We start from the raw sequence: 20,505 nt of genomic DNA, 5'->3' as shown, positions 1-20,505 counted from the left end.
ACTACTCCGGAGTCTGAATGTTGTATGATTTCAGTTTGCGGTACAGGTAGCTGCGTTCAAGGCCGATGGCTTCGGCCAGGCGGGTTATGTTGCCGCCGAACTCCTGCAGTTTCGCCTCCAGAAAGCGGGCCTCGAAGGCAGTGCGCGCCGCCTTGAAATCCATGACACCTTCGGGGATCATACCATCCGATGGGCCTGCGGTACAGGGCTGAGGCATTATGCCCGCACCGGCGCAGCGGTATTCGGGCGGCAGCATGGCGGCGGTCACCGTCTGGCCGGAGTGCATGATGAGCATGCGTTCCACAAAATTTTTCAGTTCACGCACGTTGCCCGGCCAGTGGTAGCACAGCAGGGCGGAACACGCATCCGGTGCAAACGTGACAGGGCGGAAACCGTGTTCCGCGGTCATTCTGTTCATGAATTCACCGATGAGCAGCATAACGTCATCGCCGCGCTGGCGCAGCGGCGGCACCACAAGGGGGATGACCCGCAGGCGGTAATACAGGTCTTCGCGGAACCGGCCTGCGGCTATTTCATCCTCCAGACTTTTATTGGTTGCCGCGATAACGCGCACATCGACCTTTACCGTTTTATGGCCGCCCACCCGCTCAAAGCTCTGCTCCTGCAGAATCCGCAGAATCTTTGCCTGCGTTTTCAGGCTCATGTCTGCAATTTCGTCCAGAAACAGCGTGCCCTGATGAGCCATTTCAAATTTGCCGGTTTTGGCAGTTTCGGCACCGGTGAAGGCGCCTTTTTCGTGTCCGAAGAGTTCGCTTTCGATAAGCTCTTCGGGTATGGCGGCGCAGTTGACCGCCACCAGCGGTTTATCTTTTCTGCGCGAGCTTGCGTGAATGGAGCGTGCCGCTATTTCCTTGCCCGTGCCGTTTTCTCCCGTGATGAGCACCCATGCGTCCGTGGGGGCCACCCGGCCTATCTGGCCGCGCAGTTCCACAATGGAAGCGGAGTTTCCGGTCATTTCCACGGTGGTCGACTGGGTGAGCCGCGAGCGCAGGGCCTGATTCTCTCTGCGCAGGCGGTAATACTCCAGCGCCTTGTTGGCCGAAATGACGACTTTTTCCAGCGAGAGGGGTTTTTCGATGAAGTCGTAGGCCCCTTTTTTTATGGCGTTGACCGCGGTTTCGATGTTGCCGTGACCGGAAATCATGATCACCGGCAAAGAGGCATCGGCCGTACGCAGATTGTCCAGCACTTCCAGTCCGTCCATGCCCGGCAGCCATATATCCAGAAATATAAGGTCGGGGGGCGTGTCCGTGGCCAGTTTCAGGCCTTCTTCACCGGTTTCCGCCTCCGCTACCTCATAGCCTTCATCTTCCAGAATACCCCGCAGGGAAAAGCGGATGCCGTCTTCGTCATCCACAATAAGAACGCGCGCGTTCATGGTGTCAGGTCTCCGTCATTGTCCGCGGGATGCTCCGCGGGAGTGTCAAAGGCAAAGCCCTCGTCAAAAAGTTCCAGGCAGGCACGCACGGCGTCAGCACAGTACAGGGTACCGGCTCCGGTGCGTATTTCGTCCAGCGCGTGTGTCAGCCCCAGCGACGGGCGGTACGGCCGGTGTGAGAACATGGCCTCCACCACGTCGGCCACGGCCAGAACCCGTGATTCGGGCAGTATGTCATCTTTGCAGAGCCCCAGCGGATAGCCGCTGCCGTCCAGCCGTTCATGGTGCTGCAATACTGTCTGTGCCACCGGCCACGGAAAATCAACGCCCTTGAGGATGTCGAAGCCCACCCGCGGATGGGTGCGCATGATGTTCTGTTCAATGGCGGAAAGTGTGGCGGGCTTTGTCAGAATTTCCGAGGGAACATAAATTTTGCCGATGTCGTGCAGCAGGCCGGCCATGCGTATGCCCTGACAGCGGTGTACATCCATGCCGGTGCGGGCCGCAATGGCGCAGGCCAGACGTGCCACGCGCTGCTGGTGTCCTGCGGTGTAAGGGTCTCTTTTTTCCGAGGTCACGGCAAGGGCCATGACCGTCTGTTCAAATACCCGCTGCAGTTCGTCCAGAGCCTTTGTCAGCGATGCTTTGTCGCGGCGGCGGGTTGTCATGTCGCGCAGCACCAGCACGGTGCCCGCCCTGTCCGGGCTGTCGCCGGTGACCGTGGCCGAAATTTCCACAGGGCAGTGTCCCGATGCGTGCTGCAGTATTGCGTTGAGCGACCTGCGGCCTGTACCTGCATGGCGCAGCACCAGCCGGCGGGGGTCTGAGGCGGTTGCGTCTCCTTCCACCATCAGGCTGGCGACGGAGGCAAACATCCGTTGTTCCAGCTGTGTTGCCGAAAGGTGCAGCAGCTCCTGCGCAGCGGGGTTGCAGAACGTTATCACCCCCTGCCTGTCAATGATCATGACCGCTTCGCGTATGGAACGCAGCGTGGCGGCAAAAAGCTGCTCGCGCTCGGTGCGTTCCCGTTCCGCTGCGTGTTTGTACAGCGCCATCTCAATGCAGATGTGCAGTTCCCTGTCGTCAAACGGCTTGATAACATACCCGAACGGGCCGGTTATTTTGGCGCGCTCCAGCAGTGACGGTTCCATGAGGCCCGTAAGGTAGATGACAGGCACGTCGAACCGGTCATGCAGCAGCGCGGCCGTTTCTATGCCGTCCATCTCTCCTTCCAGCATGATGTCCATAAGGACGATATCGGGCCGCATGGCAGCGGCGGCACGCAGCGCTTCTTCGCCGGAAGGGACCGTGGACGGCGCGGGATAACCCAGCAGCTGCAGCCGGTGCGCCACGTCAAAGGCCACGACTGGTTCGTCTTCCACCAGCAGGATGGAACGAGGTGTCATGTGTTCTCCGTTCAGCTGCGCGGCAGAAACAGGTCGTCGAACGCCTGCCCCAGCGTGGGAAACCGGAATGTGAACCCTGAGGCGAGAAGCCGTGCGGGCAGAATGCGTCTGCCGCCGGTAATGAGTTCCGCTGCCATTTCGCCCAGCAGCGTTTCAAGCAGCCATGCGGGTGTGCGCAGCCACGAGGGGCGGTTGAGCGCTGTGCCGAGCTGACGGCAGAACGATTCCATGGTCACGGGGTCCGGTGCGGTAAGGTTGAAGGCGCCGTGCAGTGAACTGTCATTGATGAGGTGTCTGATGGCGCGTACCTCGTCTGCAATATGTATCCAGGATATCTCCTGCCTGCCGCTGCCCAGCGGGCCGCCGGCAAACAACCGGAAAGGCGTGACAAAACGCGGCAGAGCACCGCCATGCGTGCCCAGCACCATACCGGTGCGCAGCACCACGCGGCGCACTCCCATGGATTCGGCATCCAGCGTCGATGCCTCCCAGCGGACGGTGGTGTCTGCCAGAAATCCGCTGCCGGGAGGGGCGTCTTCCGCCGCCAGCAGCGGGTCGGTGGGCGGCTGTGCCGAGCCGTAGTACCCTGTGGCCGAAGCCTGAACCAGAACTGCAGGGCGGGTATGAAGACGGCTGAGCGCGTCTGTGACAGCTTCACCGGCTGTTACTCTGCTGGCGACGATGCGTTCTTTCAGTTGCTGCGTCCAGCGGCCCGAAGCTATGTTTTCTCCCAGCAGGTTTACCAGCACATCACATTGCGCCTGTTCCATTATGGCGGCCAGCGCCTTGCCGCCGGCACCGTCCCACGGCACCAGCGTCACCTTGGCCGCCATGTCGGCGGGCAGGCGCTTTCTGCTTTTTTCAGGATCGCGGGTGGGTATTACCGTGGCACCGCCTTCCGCCATCATGCTTCGGGCCAGTGCCGTACCTATAAATCCTGTTCCGCCCAGTATCACTGCGTTCATGTGTGGCTCCCGGTTATGATGGATGATGACGGAACCGCATTATGTCACAGGCAGCTCCATTGTGACAATGGTTCCGCCGTCGGGGGCGGCATTTGCACGCACATAGCCTCTGTGGTCCTGTACTATGGATTTGACGATGGTCAGCCCCAGTCCGGTACCACCGCGCTTGCGGGAAAAGTAGGGTTCAAACAGGCGCGAGCGTTCTTCCGCGCTCAGACCGGGACCGTTGTCGGCCACGTCCACCCGCACAAGGCCCAGCGCCTTGTCATGCCGCACGGTTACGGTGACTGCGGGCGACTCGCGGCCCTCCAGCACTTCGGCCGCGTTGGTCATGATGTTAAGCAGCGCCCGGTGCATGGCTTTTTTATCCAGATTCATGCGCGGCAGCGATTGCGGGGCGTGCATTTCCCACGTTATGCCGCTGTGGCTGGTGCGGAACATGGTCACCAGCTCGCTGAGCAGCGGCATGATGTCGCCGGGCAGAGGTTTGACCTCGGGCAGTTTGGCAAAGGCCGAAAATTCCTGCACCATCTGCTGCAACTGCTCCACCTGCCGCACGATGAGTTCTGTGCACTGCGGAAAAATAGGGTCTTCAATGTCCGGTCCGAACTTGCGCTGCAGCCGCTGAGCCGAAAGCTTGATGGGGGTGAGCGGATTTTTGATCTCGTGGGCTATGCGCCGCGCCACTTCGCGCCATGCCGCCATGCGCTGCATTTTTTCCAGTTCGGTGATGTCTTCAAACACGGCCACCAGCCCGTTGTAGTCGCCCTGCGGCGTGGGCAGCCCCACAGCGTTCACCAGCAGCTTCCATTCATAGTCGCCTGCGCGCAGCGTCATCTGGCGCTGCCACTGCGATTCGGGAGAAGCCTTGAACTGCCGCACCATTTCGCGGAACATGCGGGAGTGTTCTCCGGAAAGCAGGTCCCCCGGGCGCGAGCCGAGAAGCGGGCGCGGATCGATGGAAAACATGGCTCCCGCCGCTTTGTTCATGGTGCTGATGCGGCCTTCGGCGTCCAGCGAAACCACGCCGGCGGCGATGTTGTCCAGTACGGCCTCGATGTACCGTGTGCGCTGTTCTTTTTCTTCGTTCTGCGCCGCCAGCATCAGGTTGGCATCCGTCAGGCGGCTGCGGCTCATTTCCAGGTCTTCCGTCATGCGGTTGAACGACTGCACCAGCACACCCAGTTCATCTGTCGAGCTGTCTTCCAGCCGTACAGTCAGGTCGCCGCGGGCAATGCGCTCCGTGCCTTCCGCCAGCGCCATGATGGGGGCCGTCAGTTCCTTTGACAGCCTGAACCCGAACCACATGGCCCCGAGAATGATCAGCAGGGTAAGCACCCCGAGAATGAAATACAGTGTGACTTTGAGCGGATGTTTCAGCGTCTTGAGTTTTTTGTATTCGTCAAAACCGCGCACCACTCTGTCGAGCTTGTACATGAGGCCCTGACCGATGTTTTCGACCAGCACCAGATACCCTGTTCTGCCGTCGTCCACCGGCAGCACTCCCACGGCATAGTCCGCCTCCTGCCCGGGCCACAGCAGTGACCAGTAACGGGGCTGCGCTTCCAGACTGTCCCAGTCTATGCGGGCTTTGGTTTCGGCCCACAGTGCGGCTGCGCTGGCATCGCCGTGCCAGTTCTGCTCGCTTCTGTCGGTGCGCAGCACACCCACCAGCAGCAGATTGTACTCCTGCTGTTTTTTCTGGAGATAGGCATCCATGCTTTTTCCGCCCCAGGCAAACCGGCGTTCGATGATTTCCTTTACGATGAAATCGCCGCGCTGGTTCAGCCTGTCACGGGTTGTGCTGTATAGTGTCTGCCCCACGTCCAGCGCCATTTCCATGGACGTTTCCACCTGACTTTTGAACCAGTAGTCCACGGACGTCTGCACAAAGCGCGCACTGACCACAAACATGAGCACGGTGGGAAAAAGAGAAAGCGACATGAAGGCCAGCACCAGCCGTGTGCGCAGCCGCGACCCCAGCACTCTGCGGCGGCGTTCCAGTATCAGCTTGACGCCGTTGCGCACCACTATGAACAGCACCAGCAGCAGCAGAATGAAGTTGAGATTGAAAAGCGCGAGGAAAAAGTAGGAATCAACGCCGAGGTACGTCAGTTCAACCCAGGTGAGGATAATGACGGCAAGAAAAGCCACGGCGGCAAGAAGGAGTTCACGCTGGCGGCGTTTGCGTTCACGCGTGTCCGCCACGCTTACCCGTATGGTGCTCTGTTCGTCTGTCATGGCGGGCGTGGTCTAGAAGGTGAAAGTCATCGAATAGCTGATGGGCGGGGCGACATCCCACGACCAGAAAAAAAGCGTTTTGGAAAGCCAGGGCGGTACATCGGCATGGCGCAGGGTCACATCCAGCGCGACAACGTACTCGCGGTCGTGTTCCAGCGTGTTGAGCCTGCACAGCGGCAGCACCATACGGCTCCATGTGGAGTCAAGCAGCGCCTTGAGTGATTTATTCCTGTTGGGGGCTTTTCTGTCCGGTTCCGTCAGGATGAATTCCCGGGTGAGCGGGTCCATCTGCAGGGTGGACAGACCTTCTATGGAAACCAGCGAGCCACGGGGGATAAAGGAACTGCGCCTGCTCAGGCTCACAGTGCTGGTCAGGTTGATGGCCGAACCTTCGCGCAGGTCGCGTTTGAGCATTTCCAGATCACTGACGCTGACCCCGAACCGCAGCACCAGTTTGTCATCCACCGTATCCAGCACAAAGCTGTCCAGTTCGAGCTGCTGGGCGGCGGAAGGACGTGTGTCTTCTGCCGCCGCCTGCGCGCCGGTGCACAGGCCGATGGCGGCCGTCAAGGTCAGAATCAGACAAAGGAATATGGAGCGGATGTGCAGTCGCATGAGCCGTCTGTGCGTTGGGGTTACTGAGGCATGGGGAAGCCTGCCCGGATATTGTTCTTCGCACACGGGTGCCATGTTTGGCAAGCCGGGGCTGTACCTGTTGTATCACAGGTGTGCGGGCATCAGTCGTTCCGGCACGGCGCAGCCGCTGCGGCAGAAAAAAACGTGACTGTCCGGCTGAAACTGAAAGCATACCGCCGGCTTGCGGCTGCACAAAAAAAGCCCCCGCCGGAGCGGGGGCTTTGGTATCTGCAGGGTGGAAAAGACGGTTAGTCTTCCACAACGGGCTGGGGTGCACCCACCAGCTCTTCAAGGAATCTGTCGGGGCGTTCTTTCTGTTCGGGAACCGAGATGTCGGAGTGTACATACTCGCGGTATCCGGTGCCGGCGGGAATGAGACGGCCCACGATGACGTTTTCCTTCAGGCCGCGCAGGTGGTCGTTCTTTCCGCGCAGCGAAGCTTCTGTAAGCACCTTGGTGGTTTCCTGGAAGGAAGCCGCCGAGATGAACGAAGACGTGGTCAGCGATGCCTGCGTGATACCGAGAACCAGCGGCTCGGCGGTGGCCGGAGTGCGGCCTTCCTCGATGGCTTTCTGGTTTTCGATGCGGAACTCGGCCTTGTCGACCTGTTCTCCCACAAGGAAGCTGGTCTGACCGGGGTCGAGCACGGTCACTTTTTTCAGCATCTGGCGCACGATGACTTCGATGTGCTTGTCGTCAATGCCGACGCCCTGGAAGCGGTACACATCCTGAATTTCTTCGACAAGGTAGTTGGCAAGGTATTTTTCGCCCTTGACGCCCAGAATGTCGTGGAGTTCGGGATGACCTTCGGTCAGCATTTCGCCTGCTTCCACAAAGTCGCCGTCGGTGACGGTGATGTGCTTGCCCTTGGGTACGAGATATTCTTTCTCGTCACCGGTTTCAGGGGTGACAACAAGCTTGCGTTTACCCTTGGTTTCACCGGCAAAGGTGACAATGCCGTCGATCTGCGAAACCACGGCCATATCTTTGGGCTTGCGCACTTCAAAGAGTTCGGCAACGCGGGGCAGACCACCGACGATGTCCTTGGTTTTGGAGCTTTCACGCGGCTTACGGGCGATGATGTCGCCTGCGGTGATCTCCTGACCGTCGCGCACCATCAGAATGGCGCCCACCGGCAGCGAATAGCTGGCCGGAATGTTCGATTCGGGACGCGTTTTCACCACGCCGTCGGCATCGCACAGGGCGACGGCCGGCCGGAAGTTGGTGGTACGGTATTCGATAATGGTCTGGGTGGTCATCTGGGTTGCTTCGTCGGCTTTTTCCTGAACGGTCTTGCCTTCGATGATGTCCGTGAACTTGACCAGACCGTCCACTTCCGAAACGAACGGTTCGTTGAAGGGGTCCCACTCGGCGAGCAGCTGGCCCTTCTTCACTTCCTGTCCTTCTTCCACGTGCAGTTTTGCACCGGAAGGCAGTACGTATTTTTCGCGCTCGCGGCCCTGTTCGTCCACAATGCCTACCTGACCGGATTTGCCCATGACCATGTGCTGGCCGTCTTTGTTGCGGACGGATTTGACACGGTACAGAACGGCACGGCCGGTGTACTGCGCCTGAATGTTCGAACGTTCGATTTCGCGCGATGCCGTACCGCCGATGTGGAAGGTACGCATGGTAAGCTGCGTGCCCGGCTCGCCGATGGACTGTGCGGCGATGATGCCCACGGTCTCACCGATGTTGACCACATGCCCGCGGGCAAGGTCGCGGCCGTAGCACATGGCGCACACGCCCCTGTCGGAGCGGCAGGTAAGTGCCGAACGGATATGCAGAGAGTTGATGCCTGCCTCGTCCAGCTTTTTGGCCACGTTTTCATCAATAAGCGTGTTGGCCGGGAAGAGCACCTCGGTGGTTTCCGGGTCGGTCACCGGATACAGCGTGACGCGGCCCAGCACACGTTCTGCAAGGCGCATCTTGATGTCGCCGCCCTTGATAAGGTGGCCCACTTCCAGCCCGTCGACGGTGCCGCAGTCGTGTTCGCTGATGATGACATCCTGAACGACGTCAACCAGACGACGGGTAAGGTAACCGGAGTTCGCGGTTTTAAGCGCGGTATCCGCCAGACCCTTACGTGCGCCGTGCGTGGAGGTGAAGTACTGCAGCACGGACAGACCTTCACGGAAGCACGAGGTGATCGGGGTTTCGATAATTTCACCGGAAGGCTTGGCCATAAGACCACGCATGCCGGCCAGCTGACGCATCTGGTCCTGGTTGCCTCGCGCACCGGAGTTGGACATCATGAAGATGGGGTTGAAGCTCTGGTTCAGCTCTTCTTTGCCCGTCTTTTCGTCGCGCATGACATCGTAGGAGATCTCTTTGATCATTTCCTGCGAGATGTCCTGCGTGGCTTTGGTCCACACGTCCACAACCTTGTTGTACTTTTCCGTGCGGGTGATGATACCGTCGCGGTACTGGCGTTCGATGTTGTCCACTTCCGCCTGCGAGTCGGCCAGAATGCCCTTCTTGCTTTGGGGAATGGTCATGTCCTTGACGCCGATGGTCACACCGGCGCGGGTGGCGAATTCGTAGCCGATATCCTTCAGGCGGTCGCACAGCAGTACGGTGGCCTTGGTGCCGGCGTCGCGGTAAGCATTGCCCACCAGCCGCGCGATGTTCTTTTTGGTCAGAACGGTGTTCACCAGATCAAAGTGCACGCCTTCGGGCAGTACTTCGCCCACCATGATACGGCCGGGAGTGGTGTTCAGCAGACGGCCGTCGGGCATGCGCACCTTGATGCGCGCGTGCAGAGAAATGCTGCCGGCATCGTATGCGGCCACCACTTCCCACGGTGCGCAGAAAGCCATGCCTTCGCCTTTTTCAAACGAACGCTCAACCGTCATGTAGTACAGCCCGAGGACGATGTCCTGCGAGGGCACGATGACGGGAGTGCCGTTTGCCGGCGAAAGAATGTTGTTGGTGGACATCATGAGCACGCGGCATTCAATCTGTGCTTCCACAGAAAGCGGCACGTGGACGGCCATCTGGTCACCGTCAAAGTCGGCGTTGTAGGCGGCGCAGACCAGCGGATGCAGCTGGATTGCCTTGCCTTCCACCAGCAGCGGTTCAAATGCCTGAATGCCCAGACGGTGCAGCGTGGGCGCACGGTTGAGCAGAATGGGGTACTCGCGCACCACTTCTTCAAGAATGTCCCACACGACCAGTTCTTCGCGTTCCACCATTTTCTTTGCAGATTTGATGGTGGAGGCCAGTCCCCTTTCTTCCAGTTTGGAGTAGATGAAGGGCTTGAAGAGTTCGAGGGCCATCTTTTTGGGCAGACCGCACTGGTGCAGTTTAAGCTTGGGACCGACCACAATGACCGAACGGCCGGAGTAGTCGACACGCTTGCCCAGCAGGTTCTGACGGAAACGGCCCTGTTTACCCTTGATCATGTCGGAAAGGGACTTGAGGGGACGGCCGTTGGTGCCGGTGATGGCGCGGCCGCGGCGGCCGTTGTCGAACAGGGCGTCAACCGATTCCTGCAGCATGCGCTTTTCGTTGCGGATGATGATATCGGGCGCACCCAGTTCCATCAGACGCTTGAGGCGGTTGTTGCGGTTGATGACGCGGCGGTACAGGTCGTTCAGGTCGGACGTGGCAAAACGTCCGCCGTCCAGCGGTACAAGAGGACGCAGCTCGGGCGGAATGACGGGAACAACTTCCATCACCATCCACTCGGGCTTGTTGTCGGACTCAAGGAACGCTTCGACGATTTTCAGGCGCTTGGTCAGCTTTTTCTTTTTGGTCTGCGAACGGGTGCTCTGCGATTCTTCGCGCAGTTCGGCCCGCAGTGCCTCAAGATTCAGTTCTTCCAGCAGCGAGCGGATGGCTTCTGCACCCATGCCCACCACCAGAGCGTCCTCGCCGTAATGGTCGATGATCTGAAGATACTGGTCTTCGGAAATGACCTGCAGCTTGGCAAGACTGGTGGAACCGGGGTCAAGCACGATGTAGGAATCGAAGTAGAGCACCTTTTCCAGATCGGCCATGGTCATGTCGAGCAGGGTGCCGATTTTGGAAGGCAGAGTCTTGAGGAACCAGATATGCGCCACAGGCGCGGCCAGTTCTATGTGACCCATGCGCTCGCGGCGCACCTTTGAGGCGATAACTTCAACGCCGCATTTTTCACACACGATACCGCGGTGCTTCATGCGCTTGTATTTACCGCAGTTACACTCGTAGTCCTTTACGGGGCCGAAAATCTTTGCGCAGAAAAGACCGTCACGTTCCGGCTTGAACGTACGGTAGTTGATGGTCTCGGGCTTTTTCACTTCGCCGTAGGACCATTCGCGAATGCTTTCCGGCGAGGCAATGGAAATCTGCATTGCCTTCAGATTGCGGATGTTTGTCTGGCCGGCAGCGGTTCCGCGCATGGAGAACAGATCGTCTAAGGTCATGTTACTACCCCACCAAAGTTGAATTGCAGCGGGTTTCTCGTCGCGCTTGGCGCGATAAAATCCTGTATTCAGACAGGGCGGCCCTGTGCGGGCCGCCCCGTTGCCGTATTTGCTAGTAGCTGGTGCCGTCGCCGAAGGTCATTCCCGCACGCTTGGTGCGTTTTTTGCCTTCTTCCTGATGCAGGGTGACGTCAAGGCCCAGAGACATGAGTTCCTTCACCAGAACGTTGAAGGACTCGGGCAGACCTGCTTCAAGGAAGTTGTCACCCTTCACGACCTTTTCGTACATCTTCACTCGGCCGGTCACGTCGTCGGACTTGACCGTGAGGAATTCCTGCAACAGATATGCGGCACCGTATGCTTCCAGTGCCCACACTTCCATTTCACCCAGACGCTGGCCGCCGAACTGAGCCTTACCGCCCAGCGGCTGCTGGGTGACAAGCGAGTAGGGGCCGGTGGAACGGGCGTGGATTTTTTCGTCAACAAGGTGGTGCAGCTTAAGGATGTACATGACACCCGTGGTGACACGGTTGTGGAACCGGACACCGGTGCGGCCGTCGTACAGCTCGGTTTTGCCGTCGTTGGCAAGCCCTGCCTGCTCCATCCAGCTCCAGATTTGCTCTTCGGTGGCACCGTCGAACACGGGAGTCTTGGTCACAATGCCGTCGCGCAGTCTGCGCACGGACCGGACAAAGGTCTCGTCGTCCATGTTGTCCACCTCGGAGGAAATGGCATCGGACGCGAACACTGTTTTCACCTGTTCGCGCACGGACGCAAGATCCTGACCGTGTTCCAGCATCAGCGCCAGTTTGCGGCCCATTTCCTTTGCGGCCCAGCCCAGGTGCGTTTCCATAATCTGCCCGATGTTCATACGGGAGGGAACGCCCAGCGGGTTGAGCACGATGTCCACGGGGCGGCCGTCGGCGAAGAAGGGCATGTCTTCCTGCGGCAGTATGCAGGATACGACACCCTTGTTACCGTGGCGGCCTGCCATTTTGTCACCCACGTTCAGCTTACGCTTAACGGCGATGTGCACTTTGGCCATCTTGATGACGCCGGGGGGCAGGTCGTCGCCTTCGGTCACTTTTTCACGCTTGGATTCGTACATGGCGTTGATGAACTCGATCTGACGATCGTATGATTCCAGCGCCTGCTGTACGGCCTCGTTGGTGTCTTTGCTCTTGAAGAGGCCGGAGAGCTTCTTCACCGGCAGACCTTCAAGCATTTCCGCGGTCAGGGTCTGGCCTGCCTCGGCGATGACTTCGCCTTTTTTCTGCCCGGCCAGTCCGTAAGCAAGCTGCTTGCCCACCACAACGGGTGCCAGCTTTTCACGGGTGGTTTCGGTCAGTGCGCGGATGTGATCTTTCTCTTTCTGATCCAGCCGTGCCAGCTCGTAATCTTCGATGTTGCGCGTGCGCTCGTCCTTTTCGCCGGAACGGCGGTTGAACAGCTTGACGTCGATGACAGTACCCTCGATTCCCGGCGGAACCTTCAGCGACGTGTTTTTCACGTCGCGGGCCTTTTCACCGAAGATGGCGCGCAGCAGTTTTTCTTCCGGCGTAAGCTGTGTTTCACCCTTGGGAGTGATTTTGCCCACCAGAATGTCATCGGGCTTTACATTGGCGCCGATGCGGATAATGCCGCTGCCGTCAAGGTTGCGCAGCATGTCTTCGCCCACGTTGGGAATATCGCGGGTGATTTCTTCGGGGCCCAGCTTGGTGTCACGGGCGACAACTTCAAATTCCTCGATGTGCACGGAGGTGAAGACATCTTCCTTCACGCAGCGTTCGGAGATGAGGATGGAGTCTTCGAAGTTGTAACCGCACCAGGGCATGAATGCCACCACAAGGTTTTTACCCAGCGCCAGTTCGCCGTCTTCGATACCGGGACCGTCAGCCAGCACGTCACCTTTGCGGATAACCTGACCGCGGCTTACGAGGGGCTTTTGTCCGAAGCACGAGCTCTGGTTGGACTTGTGATATTTCTGCAGGTCGTACGAACGCACGCCCCCCGTCCTGGGGTACAGGTCGCCTTCGTAGGAAACCACGATGCGGTCTGCGTCGGCGTAGCGCACGACACCGTCTGCCTCTGCGATGATACATGCACCGGAGTCGCGGGCCACGTCCGCTTCCATACCGGTACCCACGATGGGCTTGGTGCTGCGTAGCAGCGGAACTGCCTGACGCTGCATGTTGGAGCCCATGAGTGCGCGGTTGGCGTCGTCATGCTCAAGGAACGGAATCAGCGCAGCGGAGATGGAAACCATCTGGCTGGGCGAAATGTCCATGAGGGTGACTTCTTCGCGCGGGGACATGATAACGTCGCCACGCACACGGGTGGTTACGAATTCGTCCACGAACCGGTGATCGCCATCAAGACGCGCGTTGGCCTGTGCCACCACTTCGCCGTGTTCGCTGGATGCGTCGAGGTATTTGACCTCGTCGGTCACCTGTCCGTCGCGCACAACGCGGTACGGGGTTTCGATGAAACCGAAATCGTTCACCTTGGCATAGGTGGTCAGCGAAACGATAAGGCCGATGTTCGGACCTTCAGGAGTTTCAATGGGGCAGATGCGGCCGTAGTGCGACGTATGCACGTCACGCACTTCAAAGCCTGCGCGTTCGCGGGTAAGACCGCCGGGGCCCAGAGCGGAAAGACGCCGCTTGTGCGTCACTTCGGAAAGGGCGTTGGTCTGGTCCATAAACTGCGACAGCTGCGAGGTGCCGAAGAATTCCTTCAGCACTGCCTGCACAGGCTTGGGGTTGATGAGATCGTGCGGCATCAGCGTGGAGACTTCCTGCAGGCTCATGCGTTCCTTGATGGCACGTTCCATGCGCACAAGGCCGATGCGGTACTGGTTTTCCACCAGCTCACCCACAGGACGCACGCGGCGGTTACCCAGATGGTCGATATCGTCCGCAGGGCCGTGTGTGTCCTTCAGGTGGTTGAGCACACGGATGGCGGTAAGGATGTCTTCATCGGTCAGCACGCGTTCCTGCGTGGTGGTCAGACCCAGACGCTGGTTGAGCTTGTACCGTCCCACGGGCGACAGGTCGTAATAATCGGGATTGCGGAACAGGTTCTCGAAGAACGTGCTGGCAATCTCGGGTGTGGGGGGCGAGCTGGGACGCAGTCTGCGGTAAATTTCCACACGGGCCTGTTCCTGATCGGCAGTTTTGTCGAGCAGCAGGGTGTCGCGGATGGAGGAAGACGTGTCGCTGCCTTTGGTGTGCAGCACGGGCACGCGCTTGATGCTGCATTCACGCAGACGGTCGATGAGGTCAAGAGTGATCTCGTCGGCGGCTTCTGCCAGCACTTCGCCGGTTGCTTCGTCCACGATGTCTTCGGCCAGGAACATGCCTGCGATGTAGTCGGGGGCGACTTCAACCGCGGGAATGCCTGCTTCGAGCATCAGACGCCACGAACGCTTGGTGTAGGGTTTGCCGGCCTTGGCGATGACCTTGCCTTCGCCGTCGGCCACATCGGCATAGGCCACGTCCTTGCGGTACAGGTCTTTGTCCAGTTCCCACATCAGACGGCCGTCGTCTTCAAGCGTGTAGTATTCTTTTTTGTAGAAGTACTCCAGAATGTCAGAGCGGCTCATGCCCATGGCCTTGAAAAGGATGGTGGCGGGCATTTTGCGGCGGCGGTCGATGCGGACGTAGAGTATATCTTTATGGTCGTAGTCGAAATCAAGCCAGGAACCGCGCATGGGGATAACGCGGCAGCTGTACAGCACCTTGCGGCTGGAATGGGTCTTGCCGGCGTCATGCTCAAAGATGATGCCGGGAGAACGCTGCAGCTGGTTGACGATGACACGCTCGGTACCATTTATGATAAAGGTGCCTTTTTCCGTCATCAGCGGCAGAGTGCCGAAATAGATATCCTGTTCCTTGATGTCCCTGATGGTGCGGTTTTCAGAGTCTTCGTCCACATCGTACACGACCAAACGCACCTTGATACGGATAGGAGCCTCATAGGTCAGACCCTTGGAGATGCATTCGGCCTGATCATATTTGGGCTCGCCTATTTCGTAGCTGACATACTCAAGGCTAGCGGTTCTGTTGAAATCCTCGATGGGGAACACAGATCTGAACACACCCTCAAGCCCCTCGTCAGGAGCAAGAGCGGCCGCGCCTTCCTGCAGGAACTTCTTGTACGAGTCGACCTGAAGATTGAGCAGGTGCGGAATCGGAAGAGTGACTTCGATCTTGCCGAATTTTTTTGTGAGCTGGCCCATTTTTTCACCTCAGAAAGAGACGTTTTTCCGGAAGCGGCAATCCGCGATACGAGCAAGCGGGACGCCCGGCAGGCCCGGAATGTTCGGTGACGCGGGCAGGCTGCTGCCCGTGGCACGCTATGTCGTCGGTCGTAAGACTTGATGCGACGCAATGACAGGTGTTACTACCTGTTGGCACAGAACAAAAAGCAAAACGACCGTGAAAATCGTTGAGCACGAAAGAACGGGTGACGGCGGCTACTGCGTTGCCATCACCTGATGTAATATGAATTCGGGTAGTTGGGTGTGCTTTTTGGGGAAGCAATGTACCGCCCGATACAGAAGTGCTTACACAGAGTGGAGATTGGTTAACCAAATTTATATGATAGTCTAAATCTTTTCTGAGTGCAAGTCGTTTTGTACGTAATTTGACGTGCCCGAAAGCAGAAGAGGCGCGGGCACATGTGACAAGTGCCCGCGCCTTTAATTCGCCGTAACGGCGACAAAGCCGAATTTACTTCACTTCGACTTCGGCACCGGCTTCTTTCAGCTGCTTTGCAGCTTCTTCAGCGTCGTCCTTGGACACGGCTTCCTTCAGGGTGGAGGGAGTGCCGTCAACTTTTTCTTTGGCTTCCTTCAGACCCAGGCCGGTCAGAGCGCGCACAACCTTGATGACAGCGATCTTGTTGGCGCCGGGGCTCTTCAGGATCACGTCAAATTCGGTCTTTTCTTCTTCTGCGGGAGCAGCGGCTTCAGCAGGAGCAGCAGCCATGGCAGCCACAGGAGCGGCAGCGGAAACGCCGAACTTTTCTTCCAGTTCCTTGATGAACTCGGACAGTTCGAGAACGGTCATGCCGGCGATGAATTCAACAACTTGTTCTTTGGTGATATCGGACATCTGTAATCTCCTGATAGTAATAAAATGTGTCTTGAGCGGTTAAGCTGCTTCTTTCTGTTCCTGAATGGCCTTGAGAGCGTACAGGAAGTTGCGCAGAAGGTTTGCGAAGAGGCAGACAAAGTTCGTGGGAACAGCGTTCATTGTGCCCAGTGCCTTGGCGAGCAGTTCCTGCTTGCCGGGCAGCTTGGCAAGAGCATCAAGCTGTTTGTCGTCGAGGAACTGGCCCTCGAGGCTGCCAAAACGGATGGCAAACAGCTTGCTTCCCTTACGGAATTCAACGAGCGCCTTAGCCACGGCCACGGGATCTTCCGACCCAAAGGCCACGCCGCAGTTCTCAGAGAAGTTATCCTTGAGAACGTCGTGCGTGCCGCCGGTAAGGGCGATCCGCGCCAGAGTGTTTTTGACTACGGTGTAGTCGCCGCCGCTTTCGCGCAGCTTAACTCTGAGACGGGTCAGCTCTTCCACCGGCATACCCTTGAAATCGGTCACAACTGCAATGGGAGCAGCGTCGGCTTTTGCCTTCAGCTGTTCGATAATTGCAGCTTTTTCAGACCTTTTCATGGATTCTCCTTAAAGCTAAGGGTGCCTAGTGGAAATGCCGAGCGAAGGAGATGTCTCGGCAGGGTATTACGGCCGTAGGCCTACCTGCTTTCTTCGACTCGAATTTCCTGTCCAATTGTCAACAAAGCTTGGGCAACCGCAGTTGCCCAAGCCTGATATGGCGACTTCCGGAAGGACTAGCCTTCGAGGAAGCGTCTGATGTCGTTGGGGTCCACCTTGAAGCCGGGGCCCATGGTGGTGGAAACCGACATGGTCTTCATGTAGGTGCCCTTGGCGGAAGAAGGCTTCAGGCGCTGAACGGTATCGAGCAGGGCCTTGAGGTTCTCCGCAATTTTCTGGGGGCCGAAGGAGACCTTGCCGAGCGGTGCGTGCAGCACGCCGGCTTTGTCTACTTTGAACTCCACACGGCCGGCTTTCACTTCGGAAACAGCCTTGGCCACGTCAAAGGTGACGGTACCGGTCTTGGCGTTGGGCATCAGACCACGGGGGCCGAGCACCCGGCCGATCTGGCCCACAAGAGCCATGACGTCAGGAGTGGCGATGGCGCTGTCAAAATCCAGCATGCCGCCTTTCACCTGTTCGACCAGGTCTTCTGCACCAACGATGTCGGCGCCTGCTTCACGGGCTTCAGCCTGCTTTTCGCCTTTGCAGAAAACAGCAACGCGAACAGTCTTACCAAGGCCGTTGGGCAGGGTTACAGCACCGCGGACCATCTGGTCGGAGTACTTGGGGTCGACACCGAGACAGATTGCTACGTCAACGGTTTCGTCAAATTTGGCAAACGAGGCTTCGAGGGACTTTGCAACCGCGTCCTCTACCGAGAAACGGACTGCGAGGTCGGTTCCGTCGGTTGCCTTGCGGTATTTTTTTCCGTGCTTGGGCATGATTACCCACCCCTTCTTATAATCTCCTGCCGCTTGATCACTGGAATAAAATGCCGGAGTATCCGGCAAGCGGCAGTAATGTTGATTAAGGAATGCTACTTGACGTCAATGCCCATGCTGCGTGCGGTACCTGCGATCGTTTTCACGGCACCGGGCAGATCTTTGGCAGAAAGGTCAGGCATCTTCAACTTGGCGATTTCTTCCACCTGTTCCATGGTCACGGAACCGACCTTGGTCTTGTTGGGTTCTCCGGAACCCTTGGCGACCTTGGCGGCCTTGGCCAGCAGAACCGAGGCGGGGGGAGTTTTGGTGATGAACGTGAAGGAACGGTCGGCATATGCGGTGATCACTACGGGAATCACCATGCCTTTCTGATCCTGAGTCCGGGCGTTGAACGCCTTGCAGAACTCCATGATGTTCAGGCCGTGCTGACCCAGTGCGGGGCCAACAGGCGGAGAGGGATTCGCTGCGCCTGCCTGAATCTGAAGTTTGATCTTTGCTATTTCTTTCTTAGCCATTGCTGTAACCTCTATGGGTATCACCGTTCGGGTGAACGGTGAATCGCATCGGTGTCACTAACCCTTGTTGACCTGAACGAAATCCAGCTCAACAGGTGTTTGGCGGCCGAAGATGGATACGGACACCCTCAGCTTGCCCTTGTCGTAATTAACGTCTTCCACTACGCCGTTGAAGCCGCCGAACGGGCCGTCTATGACCCTGACATCGTCACCGCGTTCAAAGTTGAACTTGGGTCTCGGCTGTTCCTGGCGGGACTCCATCATGGCCAGAATGCGCTCGGCTTCACTGTCTCGCATGGGGGTGGGGCGGTTTTTGCCGCCGACAAACCCGGTAACGCGATTGATGTTCTGCACAAGGTGCCAGGAGAAGTCGGTCATGATCATTTTGACCATGATGTAACCGGGGTAGAACTTGCGCGTCGAGGTGCGTTTTTCGCCCTTGACCAGTTCGATAACCTTTTCGGTGGGAACAACGACTTCTTCGATGAGGTCTTGCGCTTCGCCGGTGCGGATCATCTGCCTGATCGTCTGCTCGACGCGCTGCTCAAAGCCGGAATAGGTGTGGACGATGTACCAGCGGGCTTTGGTTTGGGGAGTGGTCGGCTCGGTCATTGGAACCCCCGCTAGGAAAGAATGAATTCCACGATCCGAGTGAGGCCAAGATCCACGATTCCAAGAAAAAGGGACATGACAAAGACCAGGACCAGAACAGCGATGCTGGTGGCCGTAGTCTCTTTTCGTGAAGGCCAGGTGACCTTGCGAATCTCGACTTTGGATTCTTCGAGGAATTCTTTGAACTGAGTGAGCTTGGAACCCACACCGGTGTTAGCGGCGTCGGCGCTAGCTTTTTCAGCCTTGTGATGTTTTTTCGCCATGATCGCCTCTAACTCAAGAAGAAATGGCAGGGCAGGAGGGATTCGAACCCCCAACATGCGGTTTTGGAGACCGCCGCTCTAGCCGTTGGAGCTACTGCCCTGCGTTATGAAGACTACCTACTTGGTCTCGCGGTGAAGAGTATGCTTCTTATCCCAAGGGCAATACTTTTTCACTTCCAGACGGCCGGTAGTGTTCTTCTTGTTCTTATTAGTCGCGTAATTGCGCCGCTTGCACTCGGTGCAGGCCAGCTGAATATTCACGCGCATGATATTACTCCAGAATCTCGGAAACAACACCTGCGCCTACGGTACGGCCACCTTCGCGGATAGCGAAGCGCAGGCCCTGTTCCATGGCGACGGGGTGAATGAGTTCCACGATGAAGGTGGCGTTGTCACCGGGCATAACCATTTCCACGCCTTCTTCCAGACCGATGATACCGGTGATATCAGTGGTACGGAAGTAGAACTGGGGACGGTAGCCGGAGAAGAACGGAGTATGACGGCCGCCTTCTTCCTTGGAGAGCACGTACACTTCTGCCTTGAACTTCTTGTGAGGAGTGATGCTTTTGGGAGCAGCCAGAACCTGACCACGCTCAACATCATCACGCTTCACACCGCGCAGCAGCACGCCCACGTTGTCGCCGGCCTGACCCTGGTCAAGCAGCTTGCGGAACATTTCAACACCGGTGCAGGTGGTGGTCATGGTATCTTTGATACCAACGATTTCGATCTGCTCGCCGACCTTGATAATGCCACGCTCAACACGGCCGGTAACAACGGTACCGCGGCCGGAGATCGAGAACACGTCTTCGATGGGCATCAGGAAGGGCTTGTCGGTGTCGCGCTCGGGCTCGGGGATGTAGCTGTCGCATGCATCCAGCAGCTCAAGGATGGGCTTTGCAGCGTCATCGTCTGCGCTGTCGCATTCCAGAGCCTTCAGGGCGGAACCACGGATAACCGGGGTGTCGTCGCCGGGGAAGTCGTAGCTGGACAGCAGTTCGCGAACTTCAAGCTCAACCAGTTCGAGCAGTTCTTCGTCGTCAACCATGTCGCACTTGTTCAGGAACACGACGATGCTGGGCACGCCGACCTGACGGGCAAGCAGGATGTGCTCACGGGTCTGGGGCATGGGACCGTCGGTGGCGGCAACAACGATGATTGCGCCGTCCATCTGAGCAGCACCGGTGATCATGTTCTTGATGTAGTCAGCGTGACCGGGGCAGTCCACGTGGGCATAGTGACGCAGAGTGGTCTCGTATTCCACGTGAGCGGTAGCAATGGTGATACCGCGTTCCTTTTCTTCAGGAGCCTTGTCGATTTCGTCGTAGGCAACTGCTTTGGAACCCATCTTGAGGCTGGCAATCTTGGTGATTGCTGCGGTCAGAGTGGTTTTGCCGTGGTCGATGTGACCGATGGTGCCGATGTTAACATGCGGCTTAGTACGTTCAAATTTTTCCTTACCCATGAGTAATTCTCCCTGGCGTTTTTTTTCAG

At 57.9% G+C, this 20,505-nt stretch carries 15 protein-coding genes and 1 tRNA gene; all 16 read right to left on the bottom strand.

The window, feature by feature from the left end; all coding sequences use genetic code 11:
- Nucleotide 1: 1 nt before the first annotated feature.
- A complete protein-coding gene (locus ACZ5D1_RS13110) occupies nucleotides 2–1,399 on the bottom strand; it encodes a sigma-54-dependent transcriptional regulator (RefSeq protein WP_464555097.1) in 1,398 nt (465 codons plus the stop codon).
- Entirely contained in the window at nucleotides 1,396–2,805 is a 1,410-nt protein-coding gene (locus tag ACZ5D1_RS13105) for an HD domain-containing phosphohydrolase (RefSeq protein WP_464555096.1), read from the bottom strand. The genes ACZ5D1_RS13110 and ACZ5D1_RS13105 overlap by 4 nt, the downstream gene beginning before the upstream one ends.
- Before the next feature lie 11 nt (nucleotides 2,806–2,816).
- On the bottom strand, nucleotides 2,817–3,770 hold the full coding sequence (locus tag ACZ5D1_RS13100) for a TIGR01777 family oxidoreductase (RefSeq protein ID WP_464555094.1): 954 nt from the start codon (nucleotides 3,768–3,770) through the stop codon (nucleotides 2,817–2,819).
- A gap of 39 nt (nucleotides 3,771–3,809) precedes the next feature.
- Nucleotides 3,810–6,011 carry a sensor histidine kinase gene (locus tag ACZ5D1_RS13095; protein ID WP_011368767.1) on the bottom strand — a complete coding sequence of 734 codons (2,202 nt, stop codon included), beginning with the start codon at nucleotides 6,009–6,011 and terminating at the stop codon, nucleotides 3,810–3,812.
- A gap of 12 nt (nucleotides 6,012–6,023) precedes the next feature.
- Nucleotides 6,024–6,626, bottom strand: coding sequence for a DUF4390 domain-containing protein (locus ACZ5D1_RS13090; RefSeq protein ID WP_011368766.1), 603 nt, complete (start codon nucleotides 6,624–6,626; stop codon nucleotides 6,024–6,026).
- A gap of 269 nt (nucleotides 6,627–6,895) precedes the next feature.
- Nucleotides 6,896–11,056 (bottom strand): DNA-directed RNA polymerase subunit beta', encoded by a 4,161-nt coding sequence (rpoC, locus tag ACZ5D1_RS13085; RefSeq protein WP_011368765.1) that lies wholly within the window; start codon nucleotides 11,054–11,056, stop codon nucleotides 6,896–6,898.
- Between the two features lie 112 nt (nucleotides 11,057–11,168).
- Nucleotides 11,169–15,296 (bottom strand): DNA-directed RNA polymerase subunit beta, encoded by a 4,128-nt coding sequence (gene rpoB, locus ACZ5D1_RS13080; protein WP_011368764.1) that lies wholly within the window; start codon nucleotides 15,294–15,296, stop codon nucleotides 11,169–11,171.
- A 493-nt stretch (nucleotides 15,297–15,789) separates the two neighbouring features.
- Nucleotides 15,790–16,173: a 50S ribosomal protein L7/L12 gene (gene rplL / locus ACZ5D1_RS13075; RefSeq protein WP_011368763.1), complete on the bottom strand. Its 384-nt coding sequence runs from the start codon at nucleotides 16,171–16,173 to the stop codon at nucleotides 15,790–15,792.
- A 39-nt stretch (nucleotides 16,174–16,212) separates the two neighbouring features.
- Nucleotides 16,213–16,734 (bottom strand): 50S ribosomal protein L10, encoded by a 522-nt coding sequence (rplJ, locus tag ACZ5D1_RS13070; RefSeq protein ID WP_011368762.1) that lies wholly within the window; start codon nucleotides 16,732–16,734, stop codon nucleotides 16,213–16,215.
- A gap of 176 nt (nucleotides 16,735–16,910) precedes the next feature.
- Nucleotides 16,911–17,618, bottom strand: coding sequence for a 50S ribosomal protein L1 (gene rplA, locus ACZ5D1_RS13065; protein WP_011368761.1), 708 nt, complete (start codon nucleotides 17,616–17,618; stop codon nucleotides 16,911–16,913).
- A 95-nt stretch (nucleotides 17,619–17,713) separates the two neighbouring features.
- Nucleotides 17,714–18,136: a 50S ribosomal protein L11 gene (gene rplK / locus ACZ5D1_RS13060; RefSeq protein WP_011368760.1), complete on the bottom strand. Its 423-nt coding sequence runs from the start codon at nucleotides 18,134–18,136 to the stop codon at nucleotides 17,714–17,716.
- A gap of 57 nt (nucleotides 18,137–18,193) precedes the next feature.
- Nucleotides 18,194–18,748: a transcription termination/antitermination protein NusG gene (gene nusG, locus ACZ5D1_RS13055; RefSeq protein WP_011368759.1), complete on the bottom strand. Its 555-nt coding sequence runs from the start codon at nucleotides 18,746–18,748 to the stop codon at nucleotides 18,194–18,196.
- Between the two features lie 11 nt (nucleotides 18,749–18,759).
- Nucleotides 18,760–19,011, bottom strand: coding sequence for a preprotein translocase subunit SecE (gene secE, locus ACZ5D1_RS13050; RefSeq protein WP_011368758.1), 252 nt, complete (start codon nucleotides 19,009–19,011; stop codon nucleotides 18,760–18,762).
- Nucleotides 19,012–19,035: 24 nt separating this feature from the next.
- A tRNA-Trp gene (locus ACZ5D1_RS13045) sits at nucleotides 19,036–19,112 on the bottom strand.
- 16 nt (nucleotides 19,113–19,128) lie between these two features.
- The gene (rpmG, locus tag ACZ5D1_RS13040; protein WP_011368757.1) at nucleotides 19,129–19,278 is read right to left on the bottom strand and encodes a 50S ribosomal protein L33; all 150 of its coding nucleotides are present in this window, start codon (nucleotides 19,276–19,278) and stop codon (nucleotides 19,129–19,131) included.
- 4 nt (nucleotides 19,279–19,282) lie between these two features.
- Nucleotides 19,283–20,476 (bottom strand): elongation factor Tu, encoded by a 1,194-nt coding sequence (gene tuf / locus ACZ5D1_RS13035; RefSeq protein ID WP_011368756.1) that lies wholly within the window; start codon nucleotides 20,474–20,476, stop codon nucleotides 19,283–19,285.
- Nucleotides 20,477–20,505: the final 29 nt, after the last annotated feature.

It is taken from the genome of Oleidesulfovibrio vietnamensis (assembly GCF_055388115.1).
This window is presented reverse-complemented; position numbering and strand designations above follow the sequence as displayed.

Coding starts and splice junctions, on each gene's coding strand:
- ACZ5D1_RS13110 (WP_464555097.1), bottom strand. CDS start 1,399: ATGAACGCGCGCGTTCTTATTGTGGATGACGAAGACGGCATCCGCTTT.
- rplL (WP_011368763.1), bottom strand. CDS start 16,173: ATGTCCGATATCACCAAAGAACAAGTTGTTGAATTCATCGCCGGCATG.
- nusG (WP_011368759.1), bottom strand. CDS start 18,748: ATGACCGAGCCGACCACTCCCCAAACCAAAGCCCGCTGGTACATCGTC.
- ACZ5D1_RS13095 (WP_011368767.1), bottom strand. CDS start 6,011: ATGACAGACGAACAGAGCACCATACGGGTAAGCGTGGCGGACACGCGT.
- rplJ (WP_011368762.1), bottom strand. CDS start 16,734: ATGAAAAGGTCTGAAAAAGCTGCAATTATCGAACAGCTGAAGGCAAAA.
- secE (WP_011368758.1), bottom strand. CDS start 19,011: ATGGCGAAAAAACATCACAAGGCTGAAAAAGCTAGCGCCGACGCCGCT.
- rpoC (WP_011368765.1), bottom strand. CDS start 11,056: ATGACCTTAGACGATCTGTTCTCCATGCGCGGAACCGCTGCCGGCCAG.
- rplK (WP_011368760.1), bottom strand. CDS start 18,136: ATGGCTAAGAAAGAAATAGCAAAGATCAAACTTCAGATTCAGGCAGGC.
- rpoB (WP_011368764.1), bottom strand. CDS start 15,296: ATGGGCCAGCTCACAAAAAAATTCGGCAAGATCGAAGTCACTCTTCCG.
- ACZ5D1_RS13105 (WP_464555096.1), bottom strand. CDS start 2,805: ATGACACCTCGTTCCATCCTGCTGGTGGAAGACGAACCAGTCGTGGCC.
- ACZ5D1_RS13100 (WP_464555094.1), bottom strand. CDS start 3,770: ATGAACGCAGTGATACTGGGCGGAACAGGATTTATAGGTACGGCACTG.
- rpmG (WP_011368757.1), bottom strand. CDS start 19,278: ATGCGCGTGAATATTCAGCTGGCCTGCACCGAGTGCAAGCGGCGCAAT.
- ACZ5D1_RS13090 (WP_011368766.1), bottom strand. CDS start 6,626: ATGCGACTGCACATCCGCTCCATATTCCTTTGTCTGATTCTGACCTTG.
- rplA (WP_011368761.1), bottom strand. CDS start 17,618: ATGCCCAAGCACGGAAAAAAATACCGCAAGGCAACCGACGGAACCGAC.
- tuf (WP_011368756.1), bottom strand. CDS start 20,476: ATGGGTAAGGAAAAATTTGAACGTACTAAGCCGCATGTTAACATCGGC.